The organism is uncultured Psychroserpens sp., assembly GCF_947500255.1.
Lineage (GTDB): Bacteria > Bacteroidota > Bacteroidia > Flavobacteriales > Flavobacteriaceae > Psychroserpens.
In genome coordinates this window covers 440,591-466,667 of sequence record NZ_CANMRL010000003.1, presented here as the reverse complement: position 1 = coordinate 466,667, position 26,077 = coordinate 440,591, and the positions used below count along the sequence as shown (strand labels likewise).

At 32.5% G+C, this 26,077-nt stretch carries 29 protein-coding genes and 1 tRNA gene; 11 read left to right on the top strand and 19 right to left on the bottom strand.

Going from position 1 to position 26,077, the window contains the following annotated elements; translation table 11 throughout:
- The first annotated feature begins 43 nt into the window (after window positions 1-43).
- The 3 genes from Q0783_RS11595 to bshB1 are packed head-to-tail and all read left to right on the top strand — an operon-like array spanning window position 44 to window position 2,853.
- A complete protein-coding gene (locus tag Q0783_RS11595; RefSeq protein WP_298895307.1) occupies window positions 44-1,210 on the top strand; it encodes a PLP-dependent aspartate aminotransferase family protein in 1,167 nt (388 codons plus the stop codon).
- Window positions 1,203-2,093, top strand: a complete 891-nt coding sequence (rlmF, locus tag Q0783_RS11590; RefSeq protein ID WP_298895305.1) for a 23S rRNA (adenine(1618)-N(6))-methyltransferase RlmF — start codon at window positions 1,203-1,205, stop codon at window positions 2,091-2,093. The genes Q0783_RS11595 and rlmF overlap by 8 nt, the downstream gene beginning before the upstream one ends.
- A 43-nt stretch (window positions 2,094-2,136) precedes the next feature.
- Entirely contained in the window at window positions 2,137-2,853 is a 717-nt protein-coding gene (gene bshB1 / locus Q0783_RS11585; protein ID WP_298895303.1) for a bacillithiol biosynthesis deacetylase BshB1, read from the top strand.
- 57 nt (window positions 2,854-2,910) lie between these two features.
- On the opposite strand, the gene Q0783_RS11580 is transcribed toward bshB1, so the two are convergent.
- The 6 genes from Q0783_RS11580 to Q0783_RS11555 form a co-directional block, all read right to left on the bottom strand.
- A tRNA-His gene (locus Q0783_RS11580) sits at window positions 2,911-2,986 on the bottom strand.
- Between the two features lie 115 nt (window positions 2,987-3,101).
- Window positions 3,102-4,238: a sterol desaturase family protein gene (locus Q0783_RS11575; RefSeq protein WP_298895301.1), complete on the bottom strand. Its 1,137-nt coding sequence runs from the start codon at window positions 4,236-4,238 to the stop codon at window positions 3,102-3,104.
- Between the two features lie 148 nt (window positions 4,239-4,386).
- Entirely contained in the window at window positions 4,387-5,970 is a 1,584-nt protein-coding gene (locus Q0783_RS11570) for a M28 family peptidase (protein WP_298895299.1), read from the bottom strand.
- Window positions 5,971-6,065: 95 nt separating this feature from the next.
- Complete coding sequence (locus Q0783_RS11565) at window positions 6,066-7,103, bottom strand: M28 family metallopeptidase (RefSeq protein ID WP_298895297.1); 1,038 nt, start codon at window positions 7,101-7,103, stop codon at window positions 6,066-6,068.
- Window positions 7,104-7,183: 80 nt separating this feature from the next.
- Window positions 7,184-7,525 carry an FUSC family protein gene (locus tag Q0783_RS11560; protein ID WP_298895295.1) on the bottom strand — a complete coding sequence of 114 codons (342 nt, stop codon included), beginning with the start codon at window positions 7,523-7,525 and terminating at the stop codon, window positions 7,184-7,186.
- A gap of 4 nt (window positions 7,526-7,529) precedes the next feature.
- Window positions 7,530-8,309 (bottom strand): DUF3108 domain-containing protein, encoded by a 780-nt coding sequence (locus tag Q0783_RS11555; protein WP_298895293.1) that lies wholly within the window; start codon window positions 8,307-8,309, stop codon window positions 7,530-7,532.
- 186 nt (window positions 8,310-8,495) lie between these two features.
- Between Q0783_RS11555 and Q0783_RS11550 the strand changes: the two genes are divergently transcribed.
- Complete coding sequence (locus tag Q0783_RS11550; RefSeq protein ID WP_298895291.1) at window positions 8,496-9,353, top strand: universal stress protein; 858 nt, start codon at window positions 8,496-8,498, stop codon at window positions 9,351-9,353.
- A gap of 97 nt (window positions 9,354-9,450) precedes the next feature.
- The gene (locus Q0783_RS11545; protein WP_298895289.1) at window positions 9,451-10,455 is read left to right on the top strand and encodes a class I SAM-dependent methyltransferase; all 1,005 of its coding nucleotides are present in this window, start codon (window positions 9,451-9,453) and stop codon (window positions 10,453-10,455) included.
- Between the two features lie 6 nt (window positions 10,456-10,461).
- Here Q0783_RS11545 and Q0783_RS11540 read toward each other — a convergent pair whose 3' ends face one another.
- The 12 genes from Q0783_RS11540 to Q0783_RS11485 form a co-directional block, all read right to left on the bottom strand.
- Window positions 10,462-11,133 (bottom strand): hypothetical protein, encoded by a 672-nt coding sequence (locus Q0783_RS11540; protein WP_298895288.1) that lies wholly within the window; start codon window positions 11,131-11,133, stop codon window positions 10,462-10,464.
- Window positions 11,134-11,143: 10 nt separating this feature from the next.
- A complete protein-coding gene (locus tag Q0783_RS11535) occupies window positions 11,144-11,593 on the bottom strand; it encodes a hypothetical protein (RefSeq protein WP_298895286.1) in 450 nt (149 codons plus the stop codon).
- A gap of 64 nt (window positions 11,594-11,657) precedes the next feature.
- A complete protein-coding gene (locus Q0783_RS11530; protein ID WP_298895284.1) occupies window positions 11,658-12,110 on the bottom strand; it encodes an Hsp20/alpha crystallin family protein in 453 nt (150 codons plus the stop codon).
- 234 nt (window positions 12,111-12,344) lie between these two features.
- Complete coding sequence (locus Q0783_RS11525) at window positions 12,345-12,752, bottom strand: hypothetical protein (protein ID WP_298895282.1); 408 nt, start codon at window positions 12,750-12,752, stop codon at window positions 12,345-12,347.
- Window positions 12,753-12,764: 12 nt separating this feature from the next.
- Window positions 12,765-13,619 carry a universal stress protein gene (locus tag Q0783_RS11520; protein WP_298895281.1) on the bottom strand — a complete coding sequence of 285 codons (855 nt, stop codon included), beginning with the start codon at window positions 13,617-13,619 and terminating at the stop codon, window positions 12,765-12,767.
- 70 nt (window positions 13,620-13,689) lie between these two features.
- Window positions 13,690-14,520: a universal stress protein gene (locus Q0783_RS11515; RefSeq protein ID WP_298895279.1), complete on the bottom strand. Its 831-nt coding sequence runs from the start codon at window positions 14,518-14,520 to the stop codon at window positions 13,690-13,692.
- A gap of 68 nt (window positions 14,521-14,588) precedes the next feature.
- The gene (locus Q0783_RS11510) at window positions 14,589-15,443 is read right to left on the bottom strand and encodes a universal stress protein (protein ID WP_298895277.1); all 855 of its coding nucleotides are present in this window, start codon (window positions 15,441-15,443) and stop codon (window positions 14,589-14,591) included.
- A 14-nt stretch (window positions 15,444-15,457) separates the two neighbouring features.
- Window positions 15,458-16,306: a universal stress protein gene (locus tag Q0783_RS11505; protein WP_298895275.1), complete on the bottom strand. Its 849-nt coding sequence runs from the start codon at window positions 16,304-16,306 to the stop codon at window positions 15,458-15,460.
- 251 nt (window positions 16,307-16,557) lie between these two features.
- A complete protein-coding gene (locus tag Q0783_RS11500; protein WP_298895273.1) occupies window positions 16,558-16,944 on the bottom strand; it encodes a hypothetical protein in 387 nt (128 codons plus the stop codon).
- Window positions 16,937-17,797 carry a universal stress protein gene (locus tag Q0783_RS11495; RefSeq protein WP_298895271.1) on the bottom strand — a complete coding sequence of 287 codons (861 nt, stop codon included), beginning with the start codon at window positions 17,795-17,797 and terminating at the stop codon, window positions 16,937-16,939. The genes Q0783_RS11500 and Q0783_RS11495 overlap by 8 nt, the downstream gene beginning before the upstream one ends.
- Before the next feature lie 70 nt (window positions 17,798-17,867).
- On the bottom strand, window positions 17,868-18,923 hold the full coding sequence (locus Q0783_RS11490; RefSeq protein ID WP_298895270.1) for a response regulator: 1,056 nt from the start codon (window positions 18,921-18,923) through the stop codon (window positions 17,868-17,870).
- Entirely contained in the window at window positions 18,920-20,800 is a 1,881-nt protein-coding gene (locus Q0783_RS11485; RefSeq protein WP_298895268.1) for a PAS domain S-box protein, read from the bottom strand. Before Q0783_RS11485 ends, Q0783_RS11490 begins: the two co-directional genes overlap by 4 nt.
- A gap of 133 nt (window positions 20,801-20,933) precedes the next feature.
- Here Q0783_RS11485 and Q0783_RS11480 point away from each other — a divergent pair, with 133 nt between their 5' ends.
- From Q0783_RS11480 to Q0783_RS11460, 5 genes are all read left to right on the top strand, one after another.
- The gene (locus Q0783_RS11480) at window positions 20,934-21,323 is read left to right on the top strand and encodes a hypothetical protein (protein ID WP_298759224.1); all 390 of its coding nucleotides are present in this window, start codon (window positions 20,934-20,936) and stop codon (window positions 21,321-21,323) included.
- 99 nt (window positions 21,324-21,422) lie between these two features.
- Window positions 21,423-22,031, top strand: coding sequence for a WG repeat-containing protein (locus Q0783_RS11475; RefSeq protein WP_298895266.1), 609 nt, complete (start codon window positions 21,423-21,425; stop codon window positions 22,029-22,031).
- 25 nt (window positions 22,032-22,056) lie between these two features.
- Window positions 22,057-23,136: an HlyD family efflux transporter periplasmic adaptor subunit gene (locus tag Q0783_RS11470; RefSeq protein WP_298895265.1), complete on the top strand. Its 1,080-nt coding sequence runs from the start codon at window positions 22,057-22,059 to the stop codon at window positions 23,134-23,136.
- Window positions 23,136-24,398: an FtsX-like permease family protein gene (locus Q0783_RS11465; RefSeq protein WP_298895264.1), complete on the top strand. Its 1,263-nt coding sequence runs from the start codon at window positions 23,136-23,138 to the stop codon at window positions 24,396-24,398. Before Q0783_RS11470 ends, Q0783_RS11465 begins: the two co-directional genes overlap by 1 nt.
- A gap of 1 nt (window position 24,399) precedes the next feature.
- Complete coding sequence (locus tag Q0783_RS11460; protein ID WP_298895262.1) at window positions 24,400-25,074, top strand: ABC transporter ATP-binding protein; 675 nt, start codon at window positions 24,400-24,402, stop codon at window positions 25,072-25,074.
- A 4-nt stretch (window positions 25,075-25,078) separates the two neighbouring features.
- On the opposite strand, the gene Q0783_RS11455 is transcribed toward Q0783_RS11460, so the two are convergent.
- Complete coding sequence (locus Q0783_RS11455) at window positions 25,079-25,231, bottom strand: hypothetical protein (RefSeq protein ID WP_298759239.1); 153 nt, start codon at window positions 25,229-25,231, stop codon at window positions 25,079-25,081.
- A 161-nt stretch (window positions 25,232-25,392) separates the two neighbouring features.
- Here Q0783_RS11455 and Q0783_RS11450 point away from each other — a divergent pair, with 161 nt between their 5' ends.
- Entirely contained in the window at window positions 25,393-25,986 is a 594-nt protein-coding gene (locus Q0783_RS11450; RefSeq protein ID WP_298759242.1) for a CDP-alcohol phosphatidyltransferase family protein, read from the top strand.
- Window positions 25,987-26,077 lie beyond the last annotated feature (91 nt).

Here is a 26,077-nt window from a genome sequence, read left to right as displayed (position 1 = left end):
TGACGTTCTTTTCGTAAATTTAGAGTTTACAAATTAGAAGCTTATGTCAAAGAAGAAACTAGGTATACATACCATTTGTACACACGTTGGTGAAATTAAAGATGAGCAATTTAAAGGTGCCATATCACCAATGTACTTATCGACGTCTTATGAGTTTGATAATGTAGATGTAAAGCGGTATCCACGATATTTCAATACACCAAATCAAGAATACTTATCGAAAAAAATAGCGGCTTTAGAGCATGCTGAAGCTGCCATGATTTTTGGAAGTGGAATGGCAGCTATTAGTCATATGTTTTTAGCCTTTTTACAAAAAGGAGATCATATTGTGGTACAAAACACCTTGTATGGTGGAACAAGTAATTTTATTCGCGAAGAATTTCATAAATACGGAATCGAATACACCTTTACAGATGGTTACGCGGTTTCAGATTTTGAAGCTGCGATTCAGTCAAATACCAAAGTGATTCATATCGAAACACCGTCTAATCCGTTATTAACGATTACCGATATTAAAACTGTTGCTGATTTGGCGAGATCTAAAGGTATTATTTCTACAATTGATAACACATTTGCTAGTCCGGTGAATCAAAACCCATTAGACTTTGGTATTGATGTGGTGATGCATTCTGCAACAAAATATTTAGGAGGTCATAGTGACATTCTTGCAGGTGCAGTTGCCAGTACCCAAGAACATATAGATCGCATTTGGAATGTCTCTAAAAATTTAGGAGGAAGTTTAAGTGATATGACGGTTTGGATGTTAGAACGCAGTATGAAAACTTTAGCACTTCGTGTAAATGCACAAACGAAAAATGCCAAGAAGTTAGCTCGTTTTTTAGATAAACATAAAGATATAGCTTCGGTGTATTATCCAGGTTTAAAAAGTCATCCACAATACCAATTGGCCAAAACGCAAATGCATGATTTTGGAGCGATGCTATCCTTTGAATTGGTTGAAGGAATAGACGCTATGGCATTTCAGAAACAACTACATTTGATTAAATCTTCAATGAGTTTGGCAGGAGTTGAGAGTACAATGCTTTTACCTGCTGAAACTTCACATGCCTTGCTCACACAAGAACAGCGTGATGCTGTTGGTATTAGCAACCAATTGATACGTTTCTCGGTAGGGATTGAAAATTTTAAAGATCTAAAGAATGATATCAAGCAAGCTATAGCTAAAACTAAAATCGCATCGTTTGCATAAACATAACAAACATTCTAAAGGTTACAATTTTGAGGTTTTAAAGGCAAATTCACCTGAGTTAGAGGCATTTGTTTTTAAAAATAACTTTGGAAATGAAACGGTTGATTTTGCTAACCCCAAAGCTGTTAAAGCACTGAATATGGCTTTGTTGAAGTTATACTATGGTGTTGACTATTGGGAATTTCCCGATGAACATTTATGTCCGCCAATCCCAGGACGTGTAGAATATATTCATTTGCTGAACGATCTACTATTGGATTCTGGCTTAGAAAAGAATATCACTGTATTAGACATAGGAACTGGAGCGACTTGTATTTATCCGTTGTTGGGACATACAGAATATGGATGGCGCTTTATAGCTTCGGAAATTGATAAGTCTGCATTAAAGAACGCTCAAAGGATTATTGATAAAAATAAGCTGAATAATTCTATTACCTTACGATTTCAGGAGCATAAACAATCCATATTGGAAGGTGTTATTGATACTTCGGAAAAGATAACAGCGACCTTATGCAATCCTCCATTTTATAAGAACGAAGCAGAAGCCACAGAAAGCACACAACGTAAACTAAAAGGGCTTGGAAAACATGAAGATAAAAGCATTAGAAATTTTAGTGGTACAGCTCAAGAGTTATGGTATCCAGGTGGAGAGAAAGCATTTTTGCACAATTACTTGTATCAAAGTTCTCTTCTAAAAACCAATTGTTTTTGGTACACAAGTTTAGTCTCAAAAAAGGAACATATCAAATCTATGAAAGCATCGTTACATAAATTAGGTGCTACAAAAATTGAGGTATTGGACTTGTCTTTGGGTAATAAAATAAGTAGAGTAGTAGCTTGGACTTTTTTATCAGATAAAGAACAGCAGGCTTGGAACTCATAAATTCTGTTGGAATTTGTAATTTGCAGATAATTAAATTTAATATATGAAATTAGATATATTGGCATTTGGTGCACATCCAGATGATGTAGAATTAGGTTGTGGCGGAACTGTCGCAAAAGAAGTAGCTAATGGTAAAAAAGTTGGTATTATTGATTTAACACGTGGAGAGCTTGGCACACGTGGCACAGCAGAAACTAGAGATGTAGAAGCGCGCGATGCTGCAAAAATATTAGGCGTTACCGTTAGAGAGAATTTAAGTTTTGCTGATGGCTTTTTTATTAATGATAAAAAACACCAATTAGAAATCATTAAAATGGTGCGCAAATACCAACCAGATATTGTTTTATGTAATGCTTTTGATGATAGGCATATCGATCATGGTAAAGGCAGCAAACTTGTTAGCGATGCTTGTTTTTTAAGTGGCTTAATTAAGATTGAAACAGCTTTAGATGGAGTACCTCAGGAAAAGTGGCGACCAAAACAAGTATACCATTATATACAATGGAAGAATTTAGAACCAGATTTTGCCGTAGATATTTCAAGTCATATCGATACAAAAATGGAATCTGTTTTAGCTTATAAGACACAATTTTACGATCCTAATAGTGACGAACCACAAACACCAATTTCGAGTAAAAACTTTACCGATAGTATTAAATATAGAGCTAGAGATTTAGGACGACTCATAGGAACAGAATACGCCGAAGGTTTTAATGTTGAGCGTTATGTGGCTGTAGATAGCTTGTTTGATCTAAAATAAAACTTAAAATATGTGTACAAAAAAAGTCTTTAGAATATTCTAAAGACTTTTATTTTTGGGTGGAAGATGGGATTCGAACCCACGACCCTTGGTACCACAAACCAATGCTCTAACCAACTGAGCTACAACCACCATGTGTTGTGCATTTTGTAATGCGTTTGCAAATGTACTTTATTTCAGTTTTACTACAAAGATTTTTTTTAAAATAATTATCAATCTATTGTAGTTTTAGATGAGTTGAATGTGTATTAGCGTTCACTTGGATCTTTTAAGTTGTGATGCTCTTGCGGATTTTTTACAAAAGGATAGACAAATTGCCTTGCAAAACCTTTAGGATATTTTACATCTCCTAACCCTGTGCCTTCTGGCCAATCGTTGCCCATAGGATAATAAGTGCCAAAAATCATGTCTATAAACGGGAAATGAATCGCAAAGTTTTTATCATATGCTTTTGGGTCATCGGAATGATGCCAATGATGGTATTGTGGTGTGACAAATACATATTTTAAGAACCCAAAATTAATTCGTGTGTTGGCATGTGCTAGAACAGCTTGAAAGGATACAATTACGATATAGGTAAAAAAAACAGAGCTATCAAAACCACAAACATATATTGGTATGAATGACATTGCTCTAACGACTACCAAATCGAAAAAGTGTGTTCGTGAACCAGCGAGCCAGTCGAGGTTTTTTGTAGAGTGATGTACGGCATGAAAACGCCATAGATATGGAACTTTATGAAACACATAGTGCGCTGTATATTGAAATAGATCTGATACTAATAGTGCTACAAATAATTGCGGTAAAAATGGGATGGATTGGATTGTATTTTGAAACCCTTCTAAACCAATATTCTTAAACATAGTCATAGCAGGAAATTGTACGATTACGCCTATCATTTGTATAAATAAATGACTCACAATAAAGTAGACCAAATCTGTGCGCCATTCGCTATGAAATTTAGATTGATTAGAACGTTTAGGTAAAAAGAGTTCTATTGGAATAAACACGATAGCAGATACCAAAACATCTATAAGTAACCAATCTAAGCCAATAGTAAACGCTTTATCTTGAATACCAGTACCTTCAGGCAAAGCTGAGCCTAATAGAATGGTAGCTGCAATGATGATAGTAGATATAAAACCATAACGCTTTTTTTTACTCAAAATAAGACTTGTAAATGCGAAAATAAAAGACAAGATTAATACTGCAAGAATGGACCATTTTACGATTTGCGGATTATAGATATCTCTAAAATCTTTAGTTGTGAATACATCTGGAAAATAGGCGCAGATGACAAATCCTAGAGATACAATAGCTAGAAAAATAGAGAGGTAACCACTAATTTTTCCTTCGCCAATCTTTAATCGTTTAGTTTCACTCATGCTATATTGGTTATATAAAGAAAGGCTCAAGATAATTAAAAATTTCCCTTGAGCCTTTATTATGCGTTAGCGATAGTAGCGACATCCTTTTTGTATACAAAAAGATATAGCGGATAGCGCGACCCTTTAGGGTAACGCCCAAATTATATTACTCGCTTTCTGTTTCTGCTTTATCAACTATAAGTCTTGCATCACGATTAGCAACTTCCCAAGCCGTATAAAACACTAAACGTGTTCTATTCTCTAGCAAATCGTATTCGATTTTGTCTGGTGTATCTGTTGGTTGGTGATAATCATCATGTGTTCCATTGAAATAGAAAATCACAGGAATATTATTCTTTGCAAAGTTATAGTGGTCACTTCTGTAGTAAAAACGGTTTGGATCATTCTCATCGTTGTACTTATAATCCAATTCAATATTTGTATACTTGGTATTAACCTCTTCTGAAAGCTCATGCAATTCGGTACTTAATTTGTCACTACCAATAAGATAAATATAGTTTCTATCTCCACCAGTACGCTTAGGATCTGTACGACCAATCATGTCAATATTTAAATCGGCTACTGTATTTTTTAAAGGAAAAATTGGGTCGTTATCTGAATAATGTCTAGAACCTAACAGTCCTTTTTCCTCTCCAGTAACATGTAGAAAAAGGATAGAACGTTTTGGGCCATCGCCATTATCTGCTGCAGTTTTAAAGGCTTCGGCGATTTCTAAAATAGCTACTGTTCCAGAACCGTCATCATCGGCTCCATTGTAGACTTTACCGTCTTTAACACCTTCATGATCTAAATGTGCTGAAATTACTAGGATCTCATCTGGTTTTTCTGTTCCTCTAATAAAGGCAACAACATTTTCAGATTCGACTTGCTCAGATTGACTTTTAATATCAAGGGTCACAGATGATGCTATGTTTTTTGGTTGATCATCATCGTTAATATTTGCAAATAACGCTTTAGCAAGGTCTTCGTTAATCATCATAAATAGAGTAGAAGGGTCATTAGATTTTAATGAAATTCTACCAGCTTGACCAGACTCGGCCACTGCACGATAATAATTAGCATATCTTTCGAAAAGCGCAGGTTCTAAGTAGAATAAAGCTTTGGCGCCATTTTCTTTGGCAGCATCTCTTTTTGAAGACAGCGATCCTCTACCAGAACTCCATTTAGTTTCTTCTGAGGTTCCTGTGGTAACGTAAGTTCCATCTTCATTTTTAGGTTCACCAGATTTAGCTAATACAATTTTACCTTTTACATCCAATCCTGAATAATTTGAGTAATTCTCGGTATCGATACCATAACCAACATACACGATATTAGACATATCCATGGTTTCTGTTTCGACAGATCCTAAAACAAGAAAATCTGTAAATTGCTCAAAACTGGTTCCTTTAACCTTTAGCATAGCTTCAGGAGATTTTTGCTTTTGAAGTGGTACTTCTTGAAAATAGTCATCTCCAGGTAGAGGAGAAGGGATACCCATTTTCATATATTGTTCTTTAAGATAATTTACAGCTTTTTTTTGTCCTGGCTCTCCAGTTTCACGGCCTTCAAATTCGTCTGAAGCATAAGTGTAGAGCATTTCCTTTAACTCATCTGAAGTGATGGTGTTTCCATATTCTGTTGGGTCTGCAGGAGGTTTGTTTTCGGCTTGTTTTTTTGTGTTTTGATTTGAACTACCACAACTTACCATGAGTAAGGTAGCAGCTAAAATTTTGAATGTAGTCTTCATTATTTAAGTGTTACTTAGTTTTGCAAGGCTAATATTACGAAAATTCTAGGTGACTTTTGATATGAGCAGTTAGTCTTTAAGCAAAATTTAACAGCTTAATATACCTCTTTGTCTACGATGATTCTATTTTCTGAATTTGCTAAGTACCAAGCTGTTGCAAAGATTAACTTTGTGCGTTTTGCAAGAAGCGCATAATTGATTTTCTCGGGCGTATCTGTAGGTTCATGATAGTCTTCATGTTCACCATTAAAATAAAAAATAACAGGAACGCCTTTTTGTGCAAAATTATAATGATCTGATCTATAGTAATAGCGATTAGGATCATTATCACTATTGAGTCTATAATCCAATTCGAGATTGGTAAATTCGTTATTAGCTTCTTCTGAAATATAGTGTAATTCGGTACTTAAACGATCTGCTCCGATAAGGTATAAGTAATTTTCATTGTCTATGTGAGAATCATCGACACGACCTATCATATCTATGTTGAGATTAGCCACAGTATTTGCCATTGAAAACACAGGATATTGCGTGTAATATCTTGATCCGGTAAGTCCTACCTCTTCACCAGTAAGGTGCAAAAATACAACGCTACGTTTAGGTCTATTACCTTCATTAGCAGCTTTTTTGAACGCTTGAGCCATTTCCATAACAGCTGCTGTTCCTGAGCCATTATCGTCGGCGCCATTAAAGATTTCGGTATCGTTATAACCTTCATGATCTGAATGCGCAGATATAATAATCACTTCATCTGGAAACTCGCTACCTTCAATATAGGCGATGACATTTTGAGAATCTTTGATGCCTTCAGAAAAATAAGATTGAGGAATTTGTTGGTAATATTTTGAGCCTAAAGGCGATTTTATGTTTTCGTTGATATAATAATCCTTAATAAATTTTGAGGCTTTATGGTGTCCTGGTTCTCCGGCTCTTCTGCCTTTAAAATCATCTGAAGAAAACGCATAAACGTGCGTCTTTAATTCGTCTTCGGTAATTGTATTGAGGTAAGATTGAACCGTTTGGGTATCTTCAAAATAGATGCTTTCTTTGAGTTGTTCTATTTTTTCGGTATGTCTAAGTGTTGCACAAGACCCAACAAGGGTGAGGGATAAAGCAACAAGTTTAACTTTCATTTTCGGATTAAATAAGTGGCTGATTATGATTCAAATAAAATAAAAAAAAAGGTAATACCGAAGTATTACCTCATTTTAATTTATTCACTGTCGAGCTCCTCTAATTCTATATTGTCAAGTTCATCTAAAGATTCTTGTTCGAGTTGATCTTCTTTTTCTTCTAATTGTTCTGTGTTACCGACTTCAGCTTCTGTAAATAATGCCTTATAAGTTGTAAGTGTTAGCGCAATAATTGTCATTAAAAAAATGAGCTGAATAGAGCGTTTGTACTGTTTGTTATCTTTAGAGGTTATTAAACTTAGCACTCCAAAAATTAAGGCAGCAACAGACGGGATATAGGCAAGTTTTGATAAAGGCGTTACGGCTAAGATTACAGCTAAGATTGCTGCTATAAATCCTAAAATTAAAAACAACTTTTTCATAGTATTAATGTTTTAGTCCGACAGCCGATTTTATCTTTAATTCTCCACTACCAACAGCAATTTTAAATTTGGCATATACTGGAACTTTATTGGCATCAGCTGTTAGCCACAATACATTATTATTACTCCCTTTTAGAACATCGCTGTTATTTATTGCGATAGATAGTTTATAGCATTCTTTTTTACCAATAGCAGTGTTTATGGTTTCCTTGCTTAAATATTTTATAGTCACTATTGATTCTTTATTATCAAATAAGACTTTAAAGTTTTGACTATCACCAATACTAGCTTTATGAATATCTAGGTTTCTAATGTGATATAGTGTGGTCACTAAATCGCGAGTTGAACTTCCTATTTTTACTGTTTTTTTCTCTTCCCATTCTGTACCATCACGTCTAGTTTTGCGCTTTAAACTTGCAACTGTTTTGGTTTTATGGTTGAATTTATATTTCATGAATTTTTTATAACCACCTTCATAGATATCTCTATTGTACAAATAAGGCGTTAATGTTTTTGGATTCACATAGCTTTCGTACAAATCACGTATTTTGAAAAAACTATCCCATTTACTGTAGGTTACTGCAGTACATTTCAATTTCAATAATGTTGATTTTGATGTTTTCACTTCACTGGTTTGCATGGTCACTTCGGCTAACTCGTTAAGGAGACCTTTCATGTTATAAGAAGCACTATAGGTGAGTTTTTCACCAGCAGCAATAGTTTTATTCTGAGCTAATGAGAAAAATGAGCTCAAGACAACTAATGTAGATAACAATAATTTCATTGTGATATGTTTAGTGTTAATAACGTTTGTATTAACATATATTGTGCCGAAAATACAATGCTTTATCATTTCTTGCTAATATTTTTTTGAAGTTTTTCTTTTCTCTAGATTAAGTATGAGATGATAAATGTCATAATTTTTTTGAACAAAGCTTAGTAATTTAGAGTAACATCAAAATCACTAATTATGAAAAAGATATTGTTACCAACAGATTTCTCAGATAACTCCCTTAATGCAATTCGTTATGCAATGGATTTTTATCAAAATGAACCTTGTAAATTCTTTGTACTAAATATTCAGAAAGTGTCATCATTTGTGTCAGATGATTTGATGGCTATGCAACCTTCGGAGACTATATTTGACTCTTTGATTGACTCAGCGAAGACAAAAGTAAAGACACTTATAAGAACTTTGAAAAAGGACTATCAAAATACGTTGCATGATTTTGAAGCAAAAGTAGATTATGACAATTTTATCGATGGGATTAACCAGCTCATTGATCTTGAGCAAATTGATATGATTGTTATGGGAACACGAGGCGCTTCAACCATGAGCAAGAAACTATTTGGATCACATACAGTAAGAGTTATTCAACGCTGTTCTTGTCCAGTGTTAGCAATCCCTAACAACTATACGTACTCAAAAATAAATGATGTAGCATTTCCATCAAATTATTATACAGCATATAACTCTGAAGATCTCGTACCATTAATTAATTTGGTTGAGCTCAACAACTATAATGTGCATGTTATTCATGTCAAGGATTCGGAGCATCTTACCGAATATCAAGAAAATAACAGAGCATATTTAGACTCTTGTTTTTCAAAAGTTAATCACTCGTTTGTAGAACTTGAAGAGGATAAACTGTTCAAAGTGATTACCAATTATATTAATGACAATGATATAGGTTTGCTTACTATGATGAGTAGAAAACATTCATTTTTAGAGCGATTATTTGTGACGCATCCTGCTGAGAGTTTTGCGTTCAATTTAAAAGTACCATTACTTGTCATGGAGAATACTGGATCATTTTATATAAAGTGATATTATACTCGTGTAGACAGGTGATTTGTCTAACCGCTTTATTTTTAGTAATTTAGATAAAATTAGCTCCACATTCTTCATAAAATCAAACTACTTAATGGAGGCATTATCTGATAAAGGTTCTGCCAATAAAAAAGTAAATCGATTAATCTATATCATTGTGTTAGACAAATATAAAAGCCTCACTAAAGGGTATCTCAAAGGAAGGATAAGAGCTACGGCTAAGTTTTTTATAAATAACTCTGCTTTAGCTAGAAGTATTCTTATTAATAAAGAGTATGCCGCTAGTAAGAGCGAATATTGCTATAATATCTGGATGCAACATTTCGGAAATTGGCGTAAATTAAATGACAGTGTTCCAGATGTAGTTATCGAAATTGGCTCTGGTAATTCTTTGGGTGTAGGTCTTTCAGCGTTGTTGTCAGGAGCCTCAAAATTTTATGCTTTGGAAAAAACCCAATTTTGGAATGATTCCACCAATTTGAGAATTTTTGACGAATTGGTAGAACGTTTTCAAAAGGAGATTAATTCTAACAACAGGGAAGAGAATTCTATAAATCACCTATTGACTAATGAGCATTTAGAGAAATGTTTGGAGAAAGACAGAATAGAAAAAATCAGAAATGAACTAGAGCATCCTCATAATCCAAATAATACATTTGTGAGATCTATTATTCCTTGGTCGGATAAAGAACACATTGAAGATCATACGGTCGACCTTATATGCTCTCATACAGTTTTGCAACATATTAACGACCTAGATTTTATGTATGAAAAAATGAATCGTTGGTTAAAGAAGGGTGGTTGCATTTCTCATACTGTAGATTTAAGATCATTAAACACATCTAAGCTTTGGAATGGTCATTGGACTTACAGTGTCAAAGAATGGAAGATTGTTACTGGAGGCATTAATTTAATTAACAGAGAGCCTATTTCTACACATTTAAATTTGCTGAAAAAATATAACTTTGAAATTAAATTTAAGAAGATTACGACAATGAAAAACAAGTTATTAAGAAGTGAACTCGCTGAACGATATCGCAACTTAAAAGAGATAGACTTGACATCTTCTGGATTGTATTATTTTGCAAAAGTCAATTAGTTTTGGCTAATTTACAACAGCGTCCTTAATGTCTTCTTTTTGAGTATTTATGCGGTTTATTAATTGTTCTTCTTCTAAAACAACGATGACTAATCTCACATAATCATTTACAGCCTTTTCTATCGATTCAGGATCTGTGATATCGATATAACCTTTCCATATGAGTTCTCTATCTTTTGTAGGGCAAATACAATACATGGACGTTTCGGCCTTATAGATCTTATAATCTTCGTAATAATCCGGATTAAAAAACACATCCTGATACATTAAATATTCATCTTTGAATTTTCGATACGTTTCATCTCGACCTTTATAATTTTTGCGATACTTAATCTTGTCTTCTACACCAATAATCTTTGTAAATAGAATGGTGTCAAATCCGTCTGCAATTAACTGACTTTCTAAGGCAATCAATTCATCTTCGGTCATCTTATCCGTTTTAGGTGTTTGATCTAATACGTTTAATCCCATAACTGCTTCAGAGCCTCTAAGTTCTAGTTCATTCTTAAGTTTCGTTTCAAATTTATCTCTTGCTCCATAATCAGAAGTTAAGCCAACAACAAGAACCTTATAAGGTTCATAAATACCAATGTCTGGATTTCTCCAATGATCTACTAGCTGTGTTGAAGAACAGTTTGCTAATAGCAATAGAATACATATGTAAAGTAGTTTTTTCATGATACTAACATTATTTTTTATCAATTTGATGGTCTTGTTTTTCTTCTCTCTTCATATTTTTTATGAGATCAAAAAGTTGAGTTTTCAGGGTTTTATAATCTTTTAAAAACTCATTAATGATATCTACCAGACCTTTATGCGCTTTTGTATAGGCACTTTCTTCTTTGATTTGGTCTACACCATCAACCATGATTTGTAGTTCATTCTCATGGGTTTTGACAACTTCAATGAGGAGGTCGTTTTGCTTTTGAGATTTATATAGTTCATCAATAATCTCTTTCGTATCTGAAAACCGTTTTGGAGCTATTAATTGTGATGTATATGTTGTAATTAGGTCTTCAAAGAAGCGGTGTTCATCTTTTATAAAGTTTAATTCTGAAAGCCACTCTTTGGAAGCCTCGTGCATTTGATCTGCACTTAGCCATTCAATATAATGCGCGTGTGTTTGTATAGTTTTCATGGTATCATCTTTATATTTGAAAGCAGAACTCAGTCCCTCAAACCGCGATCTGCTTTCTTGCTAATTAAAGCACTTCTATCTTTTTCTTAAACGCTTCTTTTGCTTCGTCTTTCTTTTTAAGATTTAGTTTTAAAATACCATCCTTATAAGTGGCTTTTATATCTTGATCAATATTAACTGATTTTGGTAATGTAAGTGATCTTTTGAAAGAATTATAGCTAAATTCACGTCGTGTATAATCTTCTTCTTTTTTCTCTTCCTCTTTCTTTTTCTCTCCGCAAACATTAAGGATGTTTTCATCGATTGTAACTTCGAAATCTGTTTTTGAAAAGCCTGGCGCAGCAAATTCGATTTCGTAATCGTTATCGTGTTCTTTTACATTCATTGCTGGCATAAGACTATCTTCTTCAAAGAAGTCTGTATGAAAGAAATCATCTGAGCTTAAAAAATCTTTAAGTTTATCATTACTCCATGAAGGGAATAATCTATTTCTGTTGTTAAATTTGATAAGTGACATAATTTTAATTTTTCGTTATACTTTATTTCCTGTTTGGAATGTACTATTGAAATGTGTTTTTTGAAATGATAATTATCAGTTAGAGGTTCTATTTTAACTGTTTTAAATCATAACCTTTTCACCAGATAATTTGGTAATCTCTAAATTTTTGATTTCCATAATTGACTTAAAAAAACTGCCATAATCAAATAGATCATGGCAGTTTTACTTCACTAACTAATAAAATATCGAAAACTAATTCGACTTGAAAAAGTGTCTTACCCATGCCTTGACTTGATTGTCTGTCATGCTATCTGCCTTTTGCACACCTTTTATTTTTGTACTCAAAGACTTATAATTTTTTTGTAATTCTTCGTTAAGTTTTTCATTGGTTCCAGCAGGTCCAAAAATTACTAATGCATCTGTATCCTTGATTTCCTCAACAATAGTTTTAAAGTATTGTTTGAGTTGATGCTTTTCCCGTTCTAAATATTTACTGTCTTGCACTACATCCTGAGGACCACCTTTAAACCGTGTTCCAGATCCACCATGAATGCGGTAATGTTCTATATTAGATGGAATAGTTTGTAATGTTTCTTGCTCCTTTTCAATGGTAATAATGAGCGCTTTGTCTTTATCTAACCAGATGCCTGTATGTTTCATTTTTAATATTTTTTAGTTTTTTAAATCATGCATTACCATAATGGGTACTCTTGAGTGAAAGGTGATATCTTTAACCAATGGGTTTGTTAACATACTTCCAAAAAAGGCATGTTTTTTATTTATAAACGCAACCATATCACTCTCTCTACTTTCAACAAATATGGTTATTGCGGTTTCAATTGAGCAATGTGGTAACGTATGATGTTTGTAATTGGTGCCTTCTAAAATATCTTCAAGTAATTGCTTCTTCTCTTTTTGATTTTTATCCAATTCGTTTTGCTCTAAAACATGTAGAACAATAATAGTGGCATCACATTTTTTGGCGATGTCGATCAAATACTTAAGTTCTCGCCGTTTAAAATTGATTTTATAATCTGTAGGAAATACGATTTCTTTTGGTAATATTTTCTTAGCATTTTGCGGAACAACAATTACCGGACAATTACGCACTTTTTCCATAACGTTAATTGCTGTACTGCCAAAGGCAGTGGCTCTTGAGTAAGTTTCTCCTTTGCTACCCATAACAATCATCTCTATATCTTTTTTCTCTACTACATCTTTAATAGCAGTAACAGGATTATTAAAGACTGAAATCGTTTTAAATTGATGCTTCGGATTGTCATATTCTCCCATTGCAATCATATCGTATACCTTAGCTAACCCATTTTCAGAATGTAGTTTTGCAGTTTCATACAATTCGCTTCCAGGTTCCATGTTTAATAAACTTTCCATAATATTGCTGGTCGCAGAAAACACATTGAGTATATAAAAATCACAATGGTCATTTTCGTATAGCTTTATAGCATAATGTAAGGCTTGCATTGCGTTTTTAGAAAAGTCTGTAGGTATTAAAACTTTATGCTTCATGATATTTTTAATGTTTATACTGTAAAAGTACTTCACAGATATAAGGTGCAAAATGATATATATCAGATTGTTATTCTGAAATGACTAAAAATGGAATTATGGGATGAAACCCAATTTTTTTGATAATAGGTTCTTTTATAATGCTCTCAATAAAACTGTGTTTATAATTTATCATGGCTAACATATCTATTTCTAATAACGCGATGAAATCATTAATTTCATCTGTTTTTTTAGCATAATTTGGCATGAAATGAAAACTCGTATTATAGTGTTCTAGATAGTTTTTAAGCATGGTCATATTATACTCTTGGATATCTGTCAACTTGTCTTTGGATAGAATACAAACAGGTAAGATCTTAGAATCAAACAGGTCTGCTAGATCCTTTAATGGTCTTAATTCCTTATCATCATAAAATCTAGTATAATCTGTGGGAAATGCTATTTGCTTAGGCGGTACAAAGTTAAACTCGTTTGGAACCACTAGGATAGGACAGCCTTTCACTTTTTTTATAATTCGTACGGTATTGCTTCCGAAGAAAAATTCCTTGGCACCTGTTGCGCCTTTAGTTCCCATAACCATCAAGTCGATTTGATGTTTTTTTATTGATGATTTTACAGCAGTCTCAATGTCATCAGGACTTAAAATGATTTCAAACTCATGATTAGCATTGGCGTTTGAAACTTCTGCCATAGTTTTCAATTCTACAAGTTCTTTCATGGCATTTTCAGACATAACCTTCAATAATTTATTTGAAAAATTTGACATTGTTGAAACGCTCATTTTCGTAGAGTGTAAAAAATAGAATTTACATTCAACTTCGACATATAGTTTTAATGCGTAAACAATAGCACTCCAAGCATTATCTGAAAAATCTGTTGGGAATAAGATGTTTTTTTTCATGGCTATATGTTTTAAATTATAATTTGAAAATTAAGATTTGCAATTAGGCTATGAAATGATATAAATCACTATAGGTTTATCTTTTTTGGAGGAATCACTAAGAATGGAATATTTAAATGAAATCCAATTTGATTAATCGTATTCTTGAAAAATAAGTTTTCAAAAAAGGAATGTTTATTATTAATCATGACCAATAAATTAATTTTGTACTTCACTTGAAATGCATTAATTCCTTCTAAAATATTCATGCTTTTGATATCATGAAATAGAAATGCTGCGTCCTTGAATATCAACTCTAAACTTGATTTATTCTTTTCTTGTAAATCGGTTATATCATAACCTGTAGAAATATGCATGGCGTTAACTCTAGAATGATGGGACTTTGCTATATCATGAAGAATATCTAAGTGTGTTTTATTATAATCTACCTCTAAATCTGTAGGAAATAGAACCTCATGAGGAGATTCATATTCGAAACCAAATGGAATGGCTAGAATAGGACATTTAATGTCTTTAAATACGTGGACAGTATTAGATCCAAACAATATTTCTTTGGCGCCAGTAGCACCTTTGGTTCCCATCACAATCAGATCAATAGGGTGTTTCTCCATAAATGCTTTTATACCAGATGTTAGGGTGTCAAACTTAGCTTCGGTTTCAAATATATGTTTTGGATTCGTTCCAAATTCTTCTTTAATTTTCGAAACTGTCTCATTTAAGTTCTCTTGAGCATTAGTTCTTATCACATCTCCTAAGCCAAATTGAGCTGGATATCCCAATACATATTCGACATGATAAATAACAGGAGTATACGCATTCAATAAGTAAAAGGTGGAATCCTCATTTTTAAATAATGTAATGGCATATGTAATGGCATTCCATGCGTTTTCAGAGAAATCGGTAGGTAATAGAATATGTTTCATGATACTTTGTTTTATTATGATCGTGCTGAATTCTGCATTGCTAAAAGTGGTATTTCCAATCCTAAACTCACCTTATCTATTGTTGAAGGAAATAGCATGTCTTCTAAAAATGAATGTTGTGTGTTGACCATAGTTAACATGTCTATATTGTTATCTTTTATATAGTTTTTAATGGTCTCGGCTATTTTTTTACTGTCCTCATGATAAAAATTAACCTGATTATCCTTTAATGTGTTTTTTATGAATGCTTGATTATCTTCTTGTCGTATTGATAGTTTATCACTTTTAGAGATGTATAAAACATCTATGACGCTCCTGTATGACTTTGCTAGCTCAGACAAGAGTTTCAATTCTCGACGCTTATACGGAATTAGATAGTTAGTTGGAAATAATATGTGTTTGGGCTGAGTGTTGGTATAATTTGATGGTATGGCCAATACAGGACATTGCACATATTTTAATACTTGGAATGTATGACTTCCAAATACAATATGACGTTCATCAGATTTGCCCTTTGTTCCCATTACAATCAGATCGATGTTTCTTGCTTCTGCTATTAAGTTTGCTTCCTCAACAAGTGTGCTATACGATGAAATAGTATGATAGGTAAATCTCGGATTTGGAGCAATGCTTTTAACCTCTTCTAATAATTTTTCTAAGTTGGCTTGTGATGTGGTTCTAATTGTATTTAAAACATCTTCAAAGACCTCTCGAGAGGTAAGGTCTTCATGATCATAAAATTCATTTTGATACGCATGCATAAAATAGAATTGTGCTTTTTGGTATTTAAAAAACTCCAAGGCATATGTAATGGCATTCATTGAATTTTCAGAGAAATCGGTAGGTAGAAGTATTGAAAACATCTGTACAAAGTTTAAGTGTTAATTGTAAAATTAAGCGGTAGATGATGTAAAAACAATGATATATATCAGATGAATACTTACTAGTGAGATACATAATTATCTTGTATTAAGTAAACCAAGAAAGCCAAACGTAGGCGTTTGGCTTTCTTAAAGTTGAGAATCCCCACTCTCAATATGATAGTCACCCTAAAATGACACTATAAATATAATTTTAACTTAGTTTTCATGCAATGATATCTATCAGTTTTGACCTATATCTGTACGATACCGTAAGCCGTATTAAGTAAAAAGAGCCCTGTAAAAAATAGAAGCATATAAATGACCTGAACAAATCTAATATTAGCTAGTTCCAACCAGGAAACTGTTGGTTTAGGAAATATAAATAACGCTAAGCCTATAATAAGCGAAATCCAACCTATGCTTGTAATGATTAGCTTATAACTTAAGTCCCAAATATTATGAAATTGAATGTTTACCAAGCCTACTATAATTGCTAAAAATGATGAGATGATAAGAAATTTTTCATCATTTAGGTCATTAAATATTTGCTTAATGCGTTTTGGGTTAAGACTTAAGATAAAAAAGAATATCAGGAGATACCATCCCCAAAATTTTGCTAAGAAAATTGAATTATCCATAATGTTTGTTTTTTTCATGAAGTACTAAAAACGGTACATCTGTATGATAGCTTATTTGTTCAACCTTTGAATGAAATAGAATTTGCTGAAAGTAATTTAGGTTTTTAGCAACCATACAGATCATATTAATATCTCTGCTTTCTACAAAACATTGAACTGCTCGTTCAATTTTTTTGTCTGTTAAATAGTGAAAGCTAAAATCTTGATGATTAAAATAATCTTCTAGTAGTTCTTTGTTTTTTTCTTGATCGTTATTTAAAACAACTTTGTTTTTGTTGATATGTAGTATTCTTAAAACGGACTTAAATCGTTCTAAAATATCAGAAATTGGTTGAAGAACATGTAAATTGCTGGACAGCGAAAAATCTGTTGGAAATGCAATTTCTCTAGGTATTGTGAATTCTGCATTCTCTGGAATAGCCAGTGTATTGCATTTTACTTTTGTAATTACATCTGCTGTATTGGTTCCTAGAATGATTTTATCCAAGCCTGATGCGCCTTTGGTTCCCATTACAATGCAATCTATGTGTTTTTCATCTACAGTTTTACGAATAGATTCTATAAAAAAATTATACTCAGAAAGTGTATAAAACTTATGCTTTCTATGATTTGTTGTTAGTGTTGAAATACGCTTTAATATGTTGCGTAATTTTTGCTTCGTAGGTTTTACATAAATGGTATCAATAGCATCTTGATTTAATATTAATGGTGAATCATTAACTGCAAGATTGCTAAGTTTATTCACGTGCAACACGTAAAAGTTACAGTCTAAATTTTCAAAAAAACGGACAGCGTATTTAATGGCATTCCATGAGTTTTCCGAGAAATCAGTGGGTAGTAATATATTTTTCATCTGACTACATCTTTACTAAACAAATGTATTAGTAAGATGTCATTTCATAAATGATATTAGTCATGTTTAGTTAACTGATGGATTTTAGCTTTTCTAGATCAACAACTTTAATATTTCGTCCTTCGATGTTTATGATACCTTGCTTTTTAAAGTTTGTTAGCGCTCTAATTAAAGTTTCAGTAGCAACACCAGCAACACTAGCTAAATCGCTTCGTGATATCTTAATAGGATCTTCAGGTTTGCGATTTATTTTTTCTGAAAACTTTATAATAGTGGCTGCAGTTTTTTTATTTACCGAACCATAAGCCATTTCTAATAATTGATTCTTCATTAGCAATAGGTCATCAGATAATAACTGCATTAACTCCAAAGCCAATTTATGGTTGTTATTTAAGATTTGGTTAAACTCGATAATCGAAATACCTACGAGCTGAACATTTCCAATAGCCATGGCTGTTTCTCTGTGTGGCAAATTATTCGTAAATGAGGTATAACCAAATAGATCATCTTCTTTATATAATGTTGTGACAAGTTCTTTGCCTTGATCATCTATTTGATGACATTTTACAGATCCTTTGGTGATAAGGAAGATATAATTAGAATGATCGCCTTCGCGGTAAATAATGGCATCTTTTTCGAATATAAATGCAGTACCATGATCATCAAAATAGTTTTTTAGATCGTTGAGTGATTTTAATTCATTTCTATTGATGTCTTTTATTGAAGTGTTAGTGTTAGCTCTTGTATCTTTTAGTATAGATGCTTTTGCTAAACGACTTTCAATAGCACTAATAAGCTCGTCCTCTGTGAAAGGCTTTGTGATGTAGTCATCTGCACCCATATTCATGCCTTTTCTTACATCTTTATGTTCAGTTTTGGCAGATAAAAAAATAAATGGAATATATTTCGTCGTATCATCTTGAGATAGGATTTTAAGAGTTTCATATCCATCAAGCTCAGGCATCATAATATCACAAATGATAATATCTGGTGAGTGTTCTCTTGCCATATCAATACCAGTATTGCCATTTGAAGTAGTGATTACTTTATAATGCGAAAGCTCTAAAAGTTCTGCGGTATTTTCCCTTAGAACGACATCATCTTCAATAAGTAAAATGGTTTTCATTGTTTTACAGTATTAGGTAATGTTATTGTAAATGTGGTACCTTTTTGTTCTTCACTTTCAAAATAAACAGTGCCACCTAAATTTTCTAAATGATGTTTTGCAATGTTTAGACCTATACCAGTACCTTGCGTATTAATTACATTTTCTGCTCTAAAATAACGCTCAAAAATACTTTTCTGATCTGCCTTCGGAATTCCTATTCCATTGTCTTGGACTTGGATGGTAGTTACGTCATGATCTTGCTTAATGGCTATGGTTATAACCGAATGCTCTGGAGAATATTTAATGGCATTATTGACTAAATTTGATAATATAAGTTCGACAATTTTCTCATCTTGATAAAGGGATAAGTCATTCACATTATCTGGATACTTAATAGACTGACCTTCTTTTAAAAGCATATTGGCATTATAAATCACTTCATCTACAACTTTGCTTAATTTAAAATTGCTAAAACTGTATGTCAGTTTCCCTGTTTCTAATTTTTCTAGCGATAGAAAATCATTTAAAATATTATTTAAGTAATGTACTTTATCTGAGATCGTTTTAATATGTTTATCTCTTCTATTTTGTTCTTCGGTTAATTGATATTTACTCAACAGAACAGTTGACGTTAAAATACCGCTTAGAGGTGTTTTGAATTCATGTGAAACTAAAGATAAGAATCTGGTTTTTAGTTCATTGAGTTCTTTTTCTTTTGATAAAGCTGCTTTAAGTTGTTCTGTTCGTTCTTCTACTGTATTCTCAAGTTTTTCAGTGTAATTTTTACGCTCGGTGATGTCTAGAATGATAGCTACAAAAACTTCGTTGTCACCTAAACTTGAAAGTTGCAAATGTACTTCAACGGGATAGGTTGTGCCATCTTTTCTTTGGTGTATGGCTTCAAATTCTATTTTTTCAACATTCTTTTTTAATAAAACATCAGTGTTTTTTCTAAATGTAATTTCATCTTCTTGAGTTTTTAGATCTAAAGGTGTCATTTGCTTTAGTTCTTCAATAGTATAGCCGCTATTTTTTTGTGCGCCATAATTGACATTTACAAATTTTAAGGTGTGGGCATCAAAAACATATATTTCATTGAGAGATTCATCAAAAATGGTTGACAGATGATTACGTTCGGCTTCCGCTTTTCTTCGCTGTGTTACATCATTCTGAATCCCGATAAAGTGTGTTATTGTTCCTTTCGCATTTGTTATTGGCATAGTGTACAGGTCATTCCAAAATAATGTCCCATCCTTTTTGTAATTGCGCAATGTAACTTGACAACTTTTGCCTTTTTTTATTGCAGCTCTCAATGTTTTAAGTGGTAATTGGTCTGTGTCCTTACCTTGTAAAAACCTACAATTGTGATGTAATATTTCTTTGCTTGAATATCCAGTTAGGTTTTGAAATGCCGAATTAAAATAAATAATTGGGTTGTCAGGTTTTAAGGCATCAGTAATAATAATACCATTACTTGCAGATTGTAGAGCCTTGCTCTTTAACATAAGATCTTTTTGAGTTTCTTTTATTTCTGAAACATCCTTGATCAATGCCATGACATAGGTTTTGTTATAAATTGTAAAGGGGTTAAGCTCTATCTCAAGCGCAATAATATCTCCGCTTTTTTTTACACCGAAAATATCTGAGGCTTCTCCCATACGTCTCCGCTTTCCTTTCTTGACAAATTTTTCAATATGCTTAGCATGACTCTGATGGTAATTTGAAGGCAATAAAGTGTTCAACTCTCGTTGAATGAGTTCCCCTTTTTCATAGCCAAATATGGATTCAGCAGTTGAATTAATTTCCATGATGTGTTGATTGTTATCAATAATGATAACGCCTTCAGAAATTGCTTGGAATAGTGTATTAAATATTTCTTGGTCTTGCTGAAACATAGTTTTTATGAAAAGAATGCTACCATTTTAAAAATACGAAAAAAAGGTATTTTAATCGATTAATAACTGATTTATATCATGTGAGGTACCCATTAAAGCATTTATATTTAAGAATCATCAATTTAATTAAATCATGAGTGAAAAAGTAGATGCTAAATTTTGTCAGCATTTGGGTAAATTATTTTACGCTATTGCAGCTGTAGATAAAAATGTAAGACCTGAAGAATTCAATAAACTCAAAGAAGTTTTAGATAATGAATGGACATTTTTAGATAATTCTACCATTTGCTCAAAGGCAACTATCATAGATACATTTGAGTGGTTGCATTTAGATCATGAATATAACGCTGAAGTTTGTTACAACAACTTTATGTTGTTTAAACGAAACAACGAAGCCTTATTTAGTTCTAAAATGAAGTCTCTTATTTTACAAACGGCTAGTAAGATAGCGTCAAGTTTTTCTGGTCAGAATAAGTCAGAGCTTATGATGCTAGCTAAGCTTAGTATTGAATTTAAAAAGTAGTTGACATCTGCTATATAATTGTATGAGTCTGACCAATATCATTTTATAGCAATGTGTTCCATACTAATTTTGCAGTACTAATTTAAAAATGTTGACATCATGAAAACGATCACACTCTTCTTTTTAATCGTAATAGCTATGCCATTTTCCGGATTCACACAAACAATAGACAACCTTAGTTATATTTCACCATTTCATGATGGCTTTGCAGCTATAGAGAAAGATGGTAAGTGGGCATTTATTAATGAAAAAGGGACTATTGTTGTCGATTTTAGAACTGATTTGGTTACTACTACTAATACAAAAGGAAGTTATCCGATATTTACAGAAAAAAGGTGTTTGATTAAAACCGTAAAAGACGGTATTTCTTATTTTGGTTATATAGATACTTCGGGAAAAACTATAGTTGAACCTCAATATTTAAATGCCACTAATTTTCATAATGGTTTGGCAATTGTACTAGAACTCATAACCGAAACTGTTGGAAGAAATGAAGCGTTAGGTAAAAACGTGGTGTATTATAAATATTATGAAGTCGCCATTGATGTCGATGGAGCAGTTAAAACATATCTTACAAAAAAGCCAGTAAATGTTGTTTTGGACAAGAAATTCTTAAAAAAACCTCCTCAAATTACTACCAAACAAATAGCTGATGAACTTTATGCTATAAAGAAAAAAAATAAATGGACCATCATCACTAGCAATTAATCAATAAATACAATCATAATTAGCTATGAGAGTCTTGAGTTACACAATGATGTTATTTATCTTTTTGTCTTGTTCTAATGCACAAGAAAAAATTCTACCAGAAGAAAAATCATTAACGGAATCTGTATATTCTTCAGTAACCATTCAGCCAGATAGTCTTTATCAAGCCTATGCAATTGTATCGGGACTATTAGATGCTAATCTAGTGGATGAAGGTGATTTAGTTTTTAAAAATGATCCTTTATTTCAAATTATAAATAGTACACCTAAACTAAATACCCAAAATGCCAAGTTGGCCTTAGATCTAGCTAGAGAGAATTACAATGGAAGAGCAGCTATTTTAAGCGGTATTCAGGATGAAATTGAGGCCGCCAAACTCAAACGTGTAAATGATTCTGTTAATTATTTTAGACAAAAAAACCTGTGGAATCAAAATATAGGATCTAAAAATCAGTACGATTCTAAAAAACTTAACTATGAATTAGCATCTAACCAATTACGTCTTCTGCAAAGCAAATATAACAGGACTAAAAATGAATTACAGACAGCTGTAAATCAAGCAGAAAACAATTACCAAACAGCATCTATAGCTTCAAAGGATTTTACTGTTGAAAGTAAAATAGATGGCAAAATCTATGCTATTTATAAAGAACCTGGTGAAATTGTTACAAGCATGGAGCCAATAGCAAGCATAGGAAGTGCCAAAAGATTCATAATTGAATTGTTAGTAGATGAAGTTGATATCGTATCCATACACAAAGGCCAAGATGTTTTAATTAGTCTAGATGCTTATAATGACAACATATTTAATGGAGAAATCACAAAGATTTACCCTAAGAAAGATGAACGCAATCAAACCTTTATCGTTGAAGCCCAATTTATTGAGGCTCCAAAAGTTTTGTATCCTGGATTGTCTGGAGAAGCTAATATCATAATAGAACGAAAAGATAAGGTACTTACTATACCTAAGGCTTATTTAATTGATAACAATAAAGTAAAAACAGAAAATGGTTTGGTGACCATCACAATAGGCTTACAAAATATGGAGTATGTAGAAGTGCTTTCTGGGCTGAGTAAAGATACATTCATTTATAAACCAGACTAATGATTAATTGGAAGGTTATACTAAACATTGCTAAAACACATTTGCTTACCAAAATTAAGCAAACATCAACGGCAGCACTAGGTGTGACCTTTGGCATTGGATCTTATATCACATTGGTTTGTTTTATGACAGGACTAAATATGATGTTAGATGACTTGATCTTAAATCAAACGCCACATGTTCACATTTATAATGAAATAGAGCCTTCTAAAAAGCAGCCTATTTCACTATATGATGATGTTAAGAATAGTTTTAATGTTGTGCATTCTATCAAACCGAAATTAAGTCAGAAAAAAATACATAATGCTTTGCCAATTATTAGTTATTTGGAAAAGGATGCAAATGTTCGAGGAGCTCTTCCACAGATTAAAACACAAATTTTTTATATCGCAGGATCTATTGAAATTGGTGGAAATCTCACAGGTATAAACCCTATTGATGAAGCGAGGCTTTTTAATATGGGAGATTATATCGTTGAAGGTTCGGCTGAAGCTTTGCATAATTCAGATAATGGCATTTTACTAGGCATAGGTATTGCCAAAAAGATGTCATTAAAAGTTGGAGACCGTATTCAAATTAGTCCGATTAATGGAGGAAATTTTTCTTTAAAAATTGTCGGCTTCTACCAAAGTGGTATTGCAGATCTCGATGCTATTCAAAGCTTTACAAATATAAAAACAGTACAACGTGTTTTAGGTGAAGCTAAAAACTATATTACAGATATCAATGTCAAATTATATGATATTGATCAAGCTCTTCCGCTATCAAAAAAAATAGAGCAACAGTTTAAGCTCAAAGCCATAGATATTAAGACAGCTAATGCACAATTTGAAACAGGAACTACCATACGAAACCTTATCACATATGCAGTATCTGTGACATTGTTGATTGTTGCAGGATTTGGCATTTATAACATATTGAATATGCTTATTTATGAAAAGATGAATGATATTGCAATATTAAAAGCCACAGGGTTTTCGGGTAAAGATGTTCAACTTATTTTTATGAGCCAAGCAATGATTATTGGTTTTGTTGGAGGTGTATTAGGTTTACTTATAGGTTTTGGATTAGCGAGTTTGATTGGTACAATTCCATTTCAAACAGAAGCATTGCCAACAGTGGCGACCTATCCTATAAATATGAATCCATTATTTTTTGTTATCGGTTTTTCATTTGCTATGCTTTCAACATTTCTTGCAGGTTATTTGCCTTCAAAAAAAGCAAAAAAGATTGATCCAGTTAGAATTATTAGAGGCCAATAAAATGAGTGTTGTACTAGAAGCAAAACATATCAACAAATACTTCAAAAAACCGGTATTATTTCATGTGCTAAAGGATATCAACTTTCAAATTAGACAAGGTGAGTTTACTTCAATTATGGGTAAGTCTGGTTGCGGAAAATCTACATTGCTGTATATTCTTTCTACAATGGATACTGATTATGAGGGCGAGCTGTTTTTAAATCAGAAATTGGTAACCAATGAAACAAGAGAACATTTATCATATTTGCGCAACAAGCATATAGGTTTTGTATTTCAGTTTCATTATTTACTATCTGAATTTTCCGTATTGGAAAATGTGATGCTGCCTGCTAAAAAATTAGGAGAAAAAACGCTACAGGAAATAGAGCATGATGCCATGAATAAACTAAAGATTCTAAATATAGATCATTTGGCAAAAAAACGAGCATCACGAGTTTCTGGTGGAGAAAAACAGCGTGTTGCTATTGCGAGAGCGCTTATAAACAACCCATCGATTATCATGGGAGATGAACCTACAGGAAATTTAGACAGCTATAATTCTGAAAATGTATTTAATATTTTTAAACAGTTGAGTGAGGAGCAAGGTTTATCGCTTCTCGTGGTGACCCATGACGAAGATTTTGCCAATAAAACAGATAGAATCATTCAAATGGGTGACGGGAAAATTATTAGCTAAGGTATTATTTTACAGTACCAATTTTTAGTAACATGCCAACAATTAAAAAAATGACGCCTAGTGGCCAAATTCCTGTATTTGGATATATACCAAGACCAACAATGATCCAAATTAATCCTAAGGTGAGAAAAATAACCCAAATGTTTTGTTTTTTCATTGGTGTAGATTTTATGATTGCTTTAAAATTAAATGATAAGAGTCGTATGTAAAATGATCAATGTCATTTCTAAATTTTTAATTTTCAATTACTTTTCAACTCTAAAGTGTCATTAAAATGATACTGACTTTTTGAAGTTAGATTATCCTCAATACGTTACTATGCTAACATTTAAAAATTATAATATTGCCGATTGGTTTTCATTCTACAGAATCGCAGCAGCACCTTTCATATTAGGCTTTATTTGGTTTGATCAACAGCTAATATGTGCGAGTTTATTAGCCGTAAGTTATGCAACAGATGCTATTGACGGATTCTTAGCCAGGAAGCTTAAGATTACGAGCCCTAGAGGATCTCAATTAGATTCTTTTGGCGATCAAATTACACTTGTTGTTGGGTTGATTGCCTTGTTTTATTTTGAAAAAGAATTCATTATAAAGAATGTTTTATTAATTGCTATTGCTTTTGTTCCGTATATCATACAAATGTTGATCGCGTATTTTAAATATGGTAAAGCCACAGCTTTTCACACCTATTTGGCAAAGCTTTCAGCGGTTATGCAAAGTGCATTTATTTTATATGCACTGTTCTTTGATCCAAATTATATCCTTTTTTATATCATGATAGGTATCGGATTACTAGAAACCTTTGAAGAGATTACACTTATTTTCATGTATCCGCATTGGGCATCTGATGTTAAAGGAATTTATTGGGCTTACAGAGATAAGAGACGCTTAAAGAAAAGCAATTTATAAACCCATTTGGTATTTGAGGTGTTTTCTAATTTTTATCAACTGATTTTTATCATAGTAAAACAATGCTGTATGGGTTAATTTAACCTAAGTA